The sequence below is a fragment of the Streptomyces sp. GC420 genome (genome assembly GCF_009916105.1).
In the GTDB taxonomy this organism is placed as follows: Bacteria; Actinomycetota; Actinomycetes; order Streptomycetales; family Streptomycetaceae; genus Streptomyces.
Map to the genome: position 1 here is coordinate 1 of NZ_JAAAXQ010000306.1, position 10,255 is coordinate 10,255.

A 10,255-nucleotide genomic window follows, 5' to 3' on the forward strand; every position below is an offset into this window, starting at 1 on the left:
GCGGCGGGCCGGGGCGGGCCGGGCGCCGGCGCCCGCCGGGCACCGGGCTCGGCTGTCGTCGGTCCGGCCACTGCCCACTCTCCTTCGTGCCCGCGTCATCCGCGGCGATGCGCCGCGATCGCCTCGTACACCATGCCGACCAGGAGCTCGTCGGCGTCCCGGCGCCCGAACTCGGAAGCGGCGCGGGACATCTCGTACAGCCGGTGCGGGTCCGACAGCACCGGCAGCACATGGGCCTGGACCCACTCGGGGCTGAGTTCGGCGTCGTCGACCAGCAGCCCGCCGCCCGCCTTGACCACCGGCTGGGCGTTCAGCCGCTGTTCGCCGTTGCCGATGGGCAGCGGAACATAGGCGGCCGGCAGTCCGACGGCGGAGAGTTCGGCGACGGTCATCGCGCCCGCGCGGCACAGCATCATGTCGGCCGCGGCGTACGCGAGGTCCATCCTGTCCAAGTACGGTACCGGGATGTAGGGCGGCATACCGGGCATGTTGTCCACGCGCGGCAGTTCGTTCTTCGGACCGACGGCGTGCAGGATCTGGACGCCGGAGCGCTGGAGCAGCGGAGCGACCTGCTGCACCACCTCGTTGAGGCGGCGGGCGCCCTGCGAGCCGCCGGAGACGAGCAGCGTCGGGAGGTTGGGATCGAGGCCGAACATCTGGCGGGCCTCGGGGCGGATCCTGGCCCGGTCGAGGGTCGCGATGGTGCGGCGCAGCGGGATGCCGATGTAGCGGGCGCCGCGGAGCTTGCTGTCCGGGGTGGAGACGGCGACCGCGGCCGCGTAGCGCGAACCGATCTTGTTGGCGAGACCCGGCCTCGCGTTGGCCTCGTGGACCACGATCGGCACCCCGAGCCGCTTGGCCGCCAGATAGCCGGGCAGGGCCACGTAGCCGCCGAAGCCGACGACCGCGTCGGCGCGGGTGCGCTGCAGGATGTCCTCGGCCGCCTTGATGGTGCCGCGCAGCCGGCCCGGTACGGTGATCAGCTCGGGTGTGGGCTTGCGGGGCAGCGGTACGGCTGGGATGAGCGCCAGCTCATAGCCCCGCTCCGGGACGAGCTTCGTCTCGAGTCCGCGCTCCGTGCCCAGGGCCGTGATCCCCACGCTGGGGTCCTGCCTGCGCAGGGCATCCGCGAGGGCGAGCGCCGGCTCGATGTGGCCGGCGGTCCCCCCACCGGCGAGTACGACATGCACCGAAATTCACCGCTCTCCGGACGGACGCTTCTTGACGCGCCGTCTCATCGTCTTCCTACTCACCCCGGCCCCCCTCTTGCCGAGGACGGGCCCCCGCATGGCCAGTGCCGCACGTGCGGCCGGCTCCTCCCGCGCGAAGGCGATCAGCAGCCCGACGGCGGTCATGGTCGGCAGCAGGGCGGAACCTCCGTAGGAGAACAGCGGGAGCGGGACTCCGGCGATCGGCAAAAGGCCGAGCACCGCACCGATGTTGACCACGGCCTGAGCCGTGATCCAGGTGGTCACGCCGCCCGCCGCGTACCGTACGAAGGGGTCCTCCGTGCGTCCGGCCACGCGGATACCCGCATAGCCTAGAGCCGCGAAGAGTGCGAGCACCGACAGCGTCCCTGCCAGACCCAGTTCCTCCCCGGTGATGGCGAAGATGAAGTCGGTGTGAGGTTCCGGCAGTTGGCCCCATTTTTCCACGCTGGCACCCAGGCCGGAACCGAAGAATCCGCCTGAGGCGAGGGCGTAGATGCCGTGCACGGCCTGCCAGCACTGGTCGTCGGGGCCCGGTTCGGTGGCACCGAGGCAGGCGAGCCTGGCCATCCGGTTGGCGCTGGTCTTGATCAGCAGGAAGCCGATGAGTCCCACGACCGCGAGCACCCCGGTGAACAGCCTGGTCGGTGCCCCGGCCAGCCACAGCAGGCCGCACAGGATCGCGGTCAGGATGATCGCGGTACCCATGTCCCCGCCGAGCATGATCAGCCCCAGCAGCATGAACGCCACCGGGACCAGCGGCACCAGCAGGTGCTTCCACTGCGTGAGGAGCCGCTTGTCCTGCTTGCGGGCGAGCAGGTCGGCCCCCCACAGCACGAGGGCCAGCTTGCCGAACTCACTGGGCTGGAGCTGGAAGGGCCCGCCGAGGTAGATCCAGTTCTGGTTGCCGTTGACGGAGTGCCCTATCCCCGGCAGCTGGACGAGGACCATCAGGAAGACGGATCCGGCGAGCAGCGGATAGGCCAGGGCGCGGTGCAGTTTCGAGGGCATCCGCGAGGCGACGAGCAGCAGTACGGATCCGATGACCGCGGCGAGGAACTGCTTGCGGAAGAAGTAGGAGGCGGGCAGGTCCAACTGGAGCGCCTGGATCATCGAGGCGCTGTAGACCATCACCAGCCCCAGCCCGGTGATCAGCAGGCTGCTGCCCAGAATCAGGTAGTACGCCGTGAGCGGCCGGTCCCAGGCCCTTCTGGCCCGCTCGTAGAGGTGCCGGACGCGCTGGAACGCGGGCCCCCGGGAAGGTGCCGGACCGCCCGCGGCGGCCCGTCCGGGCGCCGGTCGGCGCCGTGCCGTCCGGCCGCTCACCACGCCCGCTCCCCGCACGGCACGGCGCACGCCGGCCCCGGGCACGCCCTGGGACCGCCCGGGCCGGCCGCGGGCCGGGGCAGGCCGGTTCCCCGGCGGCGCGGGACGGGGCGCGCTCCCCACCGGGGGCCCACGAGGCGGCCGCCGTCCGACATGGTCACTGTCCCCTCCACACTCGGGCCCGGCGCCGCCGGCTCACTGTGCGGGCCCTGGTGGCCGTACCGGCTAGGCGCTGTGCTCGGCGGCGAGTTCGCGGACCGCGTCCGCGAATGCCTCGCCCCGCTTGTTGTAGTTGGCGAACATGTCCATCGAGGCACAGGCCGGGGCCAGCAGAACCGTGTCTCCGGGCCGGGCCAGCCGCGCGGCCTCCCGGACCGCCGCCGACATCGCCCCAGTGTCGGTCCGGTCGAGGTCGGCCACCGGGACCTCCGGGGCGTGTCGCGCGAGGGCTTCGGCGATCAGCGCGCGTTCGGCACCGATCAGCACCACCCCCCGCAGCCGCTTCGCGGACCGTGCGACCAGTTCGTCGAAGGAGGCGCCCTTGGCGAGGCCGCCGGCGATCCACACGATGGAGTCGTAGGCGGCCAGGGAGGCCTGCGCCGCATGCGTGTTGGTGGCCTTGGAGTCGTCGACGTACGCGACGCCCGCGACGTCCTCGACGTGCTCGATGCGGTGCGCGTCCGGCCGGAAGGAGCGCAGGCCCTCGCGCACGGCGGCGGGTTCGACCCCGAAGGCACGGGCGAGCGCCGCGGCGGCGAGGGCGTTCGCGATGTTGTGCGGGGCGGGCGGCCGGACGTCGGAGACCCGCGCGAGCTCCTGGGCCCGCTTGTGGCGGTCGGGGACGAAGGCCCGGTCGACGAGGAGGTCGTCCACGACGCCGAGCTGGGAGGGGCCGGGCGGGCCGAGGGTGAAGCCGATGGCGCGGCAGCCCTCTTCGACGTCGGCCTCGCGCACCAGGTCCTCGGTCGCCCTGTCGGCGGCGTTGTAGACGCAGGCGACCGAGTTGCCCTCGTAGATGCGGCCCTTGTCGGCGGCGTACGCCTCCATGGAGCCGTGCCAGTCGATGTGGTCCGGCGCCAGGTTGAGCACGGCGGCGGAGTGGGCGCGCAGGGAGGGCGCCCAGTGCAGCTGGAAGCTGGAGAGCTCGACGGCCAGTACGTCGAGATCGCCGTACGGCTCCTCACCGAGCACGGCGTCGAGGAGCGAGACGCCGATGTTGCCCACGGCGGCCGTGCGCAGCCCCGCTGCCTCGAGGATCGAGGCGAGCATGCGCACGGTGGTGGTCTTGCCGTTGGTGCCGGTGACCGCGAGCCAGGGCACGGGCTTCCTGCCGTGAAGTCCGCGCAACCGCCAGGCGAGTTCGACGTCGCCCCAGACCTCGACACCGGCCTCGGCGGCGGCCGCGAAGAGCGGTTTGTCCGGCCGCCAGCCGGGCGCGGTGACGATCAGTTCGGTGCCGGGAGGCAGGGTCGCCCCGTCGCCGAGGCGGACGGTGATGCCCTGCGCCCGGAGTTCGGCGGCCTGGGCGCGCGCCTTTTCGTCGTCGCCGTCGTTGACGACGGTGACGGCGGCGCCGAGGCCGTGCAGGACCCGGGCGGCGGGGACACCGCTCACCCCGAGGCCCGCGACGGTGACGTTCTTGCCCTGCCAGTCGATCACTTGGTGGCCGCCCAGCCCGCGTAGAAGATGCCGAGGCCCACGATGACGCACATGCCCTGGATGATCCAGAAACGGACCACGACAAGGACTTCCGACCACCCCTTGAGTTCGAAGTGGTGCTGGAGCGGCGCCATGCGGAAGACCCGCTTGCCGGTGAGCTTGAACGAGCCGACCTGGATGACGACGGACATCGTGATGAGGACGAAGAGTCCGCCGAGGATGACCAGCAGCAGCTCCGTGCGGGAGCAGATGGCCAGACCGGCGAGCGCGCCGCCGAGGGCGAGCGAGCCGGTGTCACCCATGAAGATCTTGGCGGGCGAGGTGTTCCACCACAGGAAGCCGAAGCAGGCGCCCATCAGCGCGGAGGCGACGACGGCGAGATCGAGTGGGTCCCGTACCTCGAAGCAGGCTCCCGGGTTGGTCAGGGTCTGCGCGTTGGCGCAGGACTCCTGGTACTGCCAGATGCCGATGAAGGTGTACGCGCCGAAGACCATCACCGAGGCGCCGGTGGCCAGACCGTCCAGGCCGTCGGTCAGGTTCACGCCGTTGGACATGGCGAGGATCATGAACAGCGCCCAGACGACGAAGATCACCGGGCCGAGGGTCCAGCCGAAGTCCTGGACGAACGACAGCTTGGTGGAGGCCGGGGTGTTGCCGCGGGCGTCCGCGAACCGCAGTGCCAGCACGGCGAAGGCGATGCCGACGATCAGCTGCCCGGCCATCTTCGCCTTGGCCCGCAGGCCCAGCGAACGCCGCTTGACGATCTTGATGTAGTCGTCGAGGAAGCCGACCAGGCCCATGCCCGCCATCAGGAAGAGCACCAGCACGCCCGAGAAGGTCGGGTCCTCGCCGGTGATCACCTTGGTCAGGGCGTAGGCGATGAGCGTGGCCAGGATGAAGGCGATACCGCCCATGGTCGGCGTACCGCGCTTGCTGTGGTGCTCGCGCGGGCCGTCGTCCCGGATGTACTGGCCGTAGCCCTTGCGGGCCAGCAGTTTGATCAGCAGCGGGGTTCCCACCAGGGTCAGGAAGAGCCCGATGACTCCCGCGAAGAGGATCTGCCTCATCGGCCGGCGACCTCGCCCTCGGTCGCGCCGCCTTCTTCGAGCAGCGCCAGCGCGACCCTCTCCAGACCGGCGGACCTGGACGCCTTCACCAGTACGACGTCCCCCGGCCGCAGTTCACTGCGCAGCAGGTCGACCGCCGCCCGCGCGTCGGACACGTGCACCGACTCCTCACCCCACGAACCCTCGTTATATGCGCCCATTTGCAGCCAGGAGGCTTCCCTGCCGCCGACCGCAACGAGCTTGCTGACGTTGAGCCGGACGGCGAGCCGTCCGACCGCGTCGTGCTCGGCCAGCGACTCCTCGCCGAGCTCGGCCATCGGGCCGAGCACCGCCCACGTCCGCCGCCCCCGGCCCATGGCGGCCAGCGCACGCAGCGCCGCTCTCATGGACTCGGGATTCGCGTTGTAGGCGTCGTTGACGACCGTCACGCCGTCCGACCGCTCGGTGACCTCCATGCGCCAGCGGGAGAGCGTGCCCGCCTCGGAGAGGGCCAGGGCAATCTCGTCTGCGGGCATGCCCAGTTCGTGGGCCACGGCGGCCGCGGCGAGCGCGTTCGACACGTGATGCTCACCGTACAGGCGCATGGTCACGTCGCTGCACCCGGAGGGTGTGTGAAGCCTGAAAGCGGGCTGTCCCGCCGCTGTCAGACGGACGTTCTCCGCCCGTACGTCCGCGTCGTCCGCTTCGCCGAAGAGGACGACGCGGGCCTTGGTGCGGCTCGCCATGGCGCGCACCAGCGGGTCGTCGGCGTTGAGGACGGCGATGCCGCCCGCCCGTCGCCCGCCGTCGTCCTGTCCCTGGGGCCCTTCGGGCCCGTCCTGCGCGGGCGGAAGCGTCTCGACGAGCTCGCCCTTGGCCTCGGCGATCTGCTCCCGGCCGCCGAACTCCCCGATGTGCGCGGTGCCGACGTTGAGCACGACACCGATGCGGGGCGGGGTGAGCGCGGTCAGGTAGCGGATGTGCCCGATGCCTCTGGCGCCCATCTCCAGGACGAGATGACGGGTCGTCTCGTCGGCGCGCAGCGCGGTGAGCGGCAGGCCGATCTCGTTGTTGAAGGAGCCCGGCGTGTAGACGGTCGGGGCGATCCGCGTCAGGAGCTGGGCGATCAGGTCCTTGGTGCTGGTCTTGCCGGCGGAGCCGGTGAGCCCGACGACGGTGGCGCCCAGGCGTGCGACGACGGCGCGGGCAAGGGCACCGAGCGCCTCCTTGACGTCGTCGACGACGATCGCGGGTACGCCGACGGGGCGGGCGGCCAGCACCGCTGCCGCGCCCGACTCGACGGCGCGCCGTGCGTAGTCGTGGCCGTCCGCCCGCTCGCCGGCGAAGGCGGCGAACAGCGCGCCCGGCCGCACTTCACGGGAGTCGATGACGACCGGTCCGGTGACCGGCACCGCGGTGTCCGGTATGTCGTGCGTCTGCCCGCCGACGATTTCGGCGATCTCGGCGAGAGAGAGGGTGATCAATGCGTCGTCCCGCTGTTCTGAAGGGTTGCGGCGTTGGCTGCGGCGTTCTCGATGGCGGCACGGAGAACCTGGCGGTCGTCGAAGGGGTGGGTCACCCCGGCGGCGGTCTGGCCCTCCTCGTGGCCCTTGCCCGCGACGAGCACGGTGTCGCCGGGCCGGGCGCGGGCCACGGCTGCGGCGATCGCGGACGCCCGGTCGGGGTCCACGAGAACCTCGCCACGTTCGTCCGCGGGCACTTCCGCCGCGCCCGCGAGCATGGTGACGAGGATGGCGAGTGGGTCCTCGGAACGGGGGTTGTCCGAGGTCAGTACGGCGGTGTCGGCGAGCCGGGCGGCGGCGGCGCCCATCGGCCCGCGTTTGGTGGCGTCCCGGTCGCCGCCGCAGCCGATCACGATGTGCAGCCGGCCCGGGGTGACCTCGCGCAGCGAGCGGAGCACCGACTCGACGGCGTCCGTCTTGTGCGCGTAGTCGACGACCGCGAGATAGGGCTGCCCGGCGTCGACGCGCTCCAGGCGGCCGGGCACTCCGGGCACGGCCGCGACGCCTTCGGCCGCGGTCCTCGGGTCGGTCCCCGCCACGGCGAGGGTGACGATCGCGGCGAGGGTGTTGGCGACGTTGAACGGGCCGGGCAGCGGGGCGGTCGCGGGGATGCGCTCGCCCTCGGGGCCGACGACCGTGAAGGTGCTCACCGCGGCACCGAGCCGGACGTCCTCGGCGCGCCAGTCGGCGGCCGGGTGGCCCGCGGCGGAGTAGGTGGTGACCGGGACCGTGGCCTCGGCGGCCAGTCTGCGGCCGTAGGGGTCGTCGAGGTTCACCACGCCGTGTTTGCTGCGGGCGGGGGTGAACAGCCCCGCCTTGGCCCGGAAGTAGTCCTCCATGTCGGAGTGGAACTCCATGTGCTCCGGGCTGAGGTTGTTGAAGACGGCCACGTCGAAGACGCAGCCGTCGACCCGGCCGAGCACCAGGGCGTGGCTGGAGACCTCCATGGCGACCGACCTGACCCCGCGTTCGCGCATGACCGCGAAGAGGGCCTGGAGGTCGGTGGCCTCGGGAGTGGTGCGTTCCGACTTGATGCGCTCGTCGCCGATGCGCATCTCGACCGTGCCGATGAGCCCGGTGAGGCCGCCGGTGGCCCTGAGGCCGCCCTCGACGAGGTACGCCGTCGTGGTCTTGCCCGAGGTGCCGGTGATGCCGATCTGGAGCAGGTCCGCACCGGGCTCGCCGTAGATCCTCGCGGCGAGCCCGCCCATGCTGCCGCGCGGGTCGTCGACCTCGAGGACCGGCAGGCCGGTCGCGGCGGCGCGGGCGGCGCCGGTGTGGTCGGTGAGGATCGCGACCGCGCCGGCCCCCGCGGCCTGGGCGGCGAAGTCGGCGCCGTGCAGGCGGGCGCCGGGCAGTGCGGCGTACACATCGCCGGGCCGGACGGCGCGCGAGTCGTGGGTGATGCCCGTGGCCCGCCCCGGGCCGGGGGAGGCGATGCCCAGCTGATCGGCGAGTTCCGCGAGGGGGGTGGGCTCGACCTGCACCGGCCGCGGCGCTCCCGGGTAGGTCACGGAAACGTCCTTCGGAATGGTTTGGAACTGATCAGCGTGGGGCACGGCGGTGAGCGTACCGGGCGTACCCGCGTGCGGGGAAAAAGGGGGCCTGGGGTTCCCGGGCGGAACGCCGCCCGGATTGCGCGTCGTCACTGGGCCTCACTCTCTCACTCACCGCTCGCTCGCGCGCGCTCGCCGGCGGTCACGGGCGGTCATTCGCCGGGCTCGAAGGTCACGGGCAGCAGGTCGGCCTCGGTGCCGGTCGGCGCGACCCGGAGCGACTTCAGGGCGAACTCCATGACCTCCTTGAAGACGGGGCCGCAGATCTGGCCGCCGAAGTAGCTCCCGCTCGTCGGGTTCTGGATCGCGCAGTAGACGGTCACGCGCGGCTCGTCGGCGGGCGCGAACCCCGCGAACGACGCGGTGTAGCCCTTGTAGCGCCCGGTGTCCGGATCCACGCGGTTGGACGTACCGGTCTTGCCCGCCACCCGGTAGCCGGGGATCTGCGCCCTGGTTCCCGTGCCCTCCTGGTCGACGACGACGGACTCCAGCATCCGGGAGAGGGTCTTCGCCGTCTTCTCACTGATCACGCGGGTCTTGCGGGGCTCCGCGGATTCCACGAAACGGCCGTCGGGCCCTCTGCTGCCCCGCACCAGCGTCGGCTCCACGCGCACCCCGGCGTTGGCGATCGTCGAGTAGACGGACGCCGCCTGCATGGCGTTGAGGGACAGTCCCTGGCCGAAAGGGATCGTGTACTGCTGCGAAGTGGACCAGTCGCCCGGTTCGGCGAGGATGCCCGAGGTCTCGCCGGGGAAGCCGAGTCCGCTCTGGCTGCCGACGCCGAACTTGCGCAGGTAGGAGTGGAGGACCTTGTTGGCCTGCGCCTGGGTCTTCCCGAGTTGCTGCACGGCGAGGATCGTCCCGATGTTGCTCGACTTGGCGAGCACCCCGTTCAGCGTGAGGTACCAGGTCGGGTGGTCGACGTCGTCCTTGAACAGGCGGTCGCCCCGGTGCAGCCGGTTGGGGACGGTCACCCGGGTGGTGGGCAGGGCCGCGTTCTCCTCCAGCACCGCCGCCATCGACATGACCTTGCTGGTGCTGCCCGGTTCGTAGGCGTCCTGGAGGGCGGCGTTGCCCATGGCGGCGGAGTCGGCCCCCGAGACGTCGTTCGGGTCGAAACCCGGTGCGTTGGCCATGGCCAGCACCTCGCCGGTCCTGGTGTCCTGCACGATCACGTAGCCGCGGTCGGCCTCGGACTTCTCCACCTGCTCGGTGATGGCCTGCTGGGCGGCCCACTGGATGTCCCGGTCGATGGTCAGCTCGATGTCGGAGCCGGGCACGGCGGGCTGCTCGCGGGTGCCCGCGGTGGGCACCTGGCGGCCGCCGGACTGCGCGTAGGTGATCCGGCCGTCCTCGCCCGCGAGGTCCGGGTCGAACGCGGCCTCCAGGCCGCCCGCGCCCCTGCCCTCGCCGTTGACGAAGCCGAGCACGCCGGCCGCCAGGTCCTGCGCCGGATAGACCCGCTTGCTGCTCGGTTCCTGGAAGACGCCCGCGAGGACGTTGACCTTCTTGTCGGCGAAGGCGGTCTTGAGGTCCTTGATCTGCTTCCACGCCTGCGGGCTCTGGCGGCGGGCCAGCACGACGTAGCGCGACCTGGGTGTGGAGAGCTTCTGCGCGAGCTCGTCGACATCCTTGCCGAGGATGGGCCCGAGGAGGGCGGCGGCCTGCTCCGGGGCGTCCTCGGCCTTGCTGGCCCCGGGAGTGAACATCAGCGGGTCGGCGGTGATGTCGTACGCGGCGACACTGGTGGCGAGGCGTACCCCGTTGCGGTCGGTGATCTCGCCGCGCACCGCGGCCAGTTTGTGGCTCACGTAGCGGTTGACGTCGGCCTTCGCGGAGTAGGCGGCGGCGTCCACGGCCTGCACCTGGAGCAGCCGTACGACGAAGGCCAGCATGACCAGCGTCAGGCCGAGGCTGACCAGGCGCAGCCGGGGGCG

The 10,255-nt window shown here is 71.9% G+C and carries 7 protein-coding genes; all 7 read right to left on the reverse strand.

Annotated features, from left to right (window positions below; genetic code table 11):
* Positions 1–95: 95 nt before the first annotated feature.
* The gene (gene murG, locus GUY61_RS28755) at positions 96–1,190 is read right to left on the reverse strand and encodes an undecaprenyldiphospho-muramoylpentapeptide beta-N-acetylglucosaminyltransferase (protein WP_166633180.1); all 1,095 of its coding nucleotides are present in this window, start codon (positions 1,188–1,190) and stop codon (positions 96–98) included.
* A gap of 6 nt (positions 1,191–1,196) precedes the next feature.
* On the reverse strand, positions 1,197–2,537 hold the full coding sequence (gene ftsW / locus GUY61_RS28760) for a putative lipid II flippase FtsW (RefSeq protein WP_398957260.1): 1,341 nt from the start codon (positions 2,535–2,537) through the stop codon (positions 1,197–1,199).
* 222 nt (positions 2,538–2,759) lie between these two features.
* Positions 2,760–4,190, reverse strand: coding sequence for a UDP-N-acetylmuramoyl-L-alanine--D-glutamate ligase (gene murD / locus GUY61_RS28765; RefSeq protein ID WP_166633184.1), 1,431 nt, complete (start codon positions 4,188–4,190; stop codon positions 2,760–2,762).
* Positions 4,190–5,260, reverse strand: a complete 1,071-nt coding sequence (mraY, locus tag GUY61_RS28770) for a phospho-N-acetylmuramoyl-pentapeptide-transferase (RefSeq protein ID WP_166633181.1) — start codon at positions 5,258–5,260, stop codon at positions 4,190–4,192. The genes murD and mraY overlap by 1 nt, the downstream gene beginning before the upstream one ends.
* Positions 5,257–6,723, reverse strand: coding sequence for a UDP-N-acetylmuramoyl-tripeptide--D-alanyl-D-alanine ligase (murF, locus tag GUY61_RS28775; RefSeq protein ID WP_166633182.1), 1,467 nt, complete (start codon positions 6,721–6,723; stop codon positions 5,257–5,259). Before murF ends, mraY begins: the two co-directional genes overlap by 4 nt.
* Positions 6,720–8,321 (reverse strand): UDP-N-acetylmuramoyl-L-alanyl-D-glutamate--2,6-diaminopimelate ligase, encoded by a 1,602-nt coding sequence (locus GUY61_RS28780; RefSeq protein ID WP_398957264.1) that lies wholly within the window; start codon positions 8,319–8,321, stop codon positions 6,720–6,722. The genes murF and GUY61_RS28780 overlap by 4 nt, the downstream gene beginning before the upstream one ends.
* Before the next feature lie 149 nt (positions 8,322–8,470).
* A partial coding sequence (locus GUY61_RS28785) for a penicillin-binding protein 2 (RefSeq protein WP_243766821.1) occupies positions 8,471–10,255 on the reverse strand: 1,785 nt, incomplete at its 5' end.

Excerpts from the sequence above, each read along its gene's own strand:
- mraY (WP_166633181.1), bottom strand. The coding sequence starts at position 5,260 with ATGAGGCAGATCCTCTTCGCGGGAGTCATCGGGCTCTTCCTGACCCTG.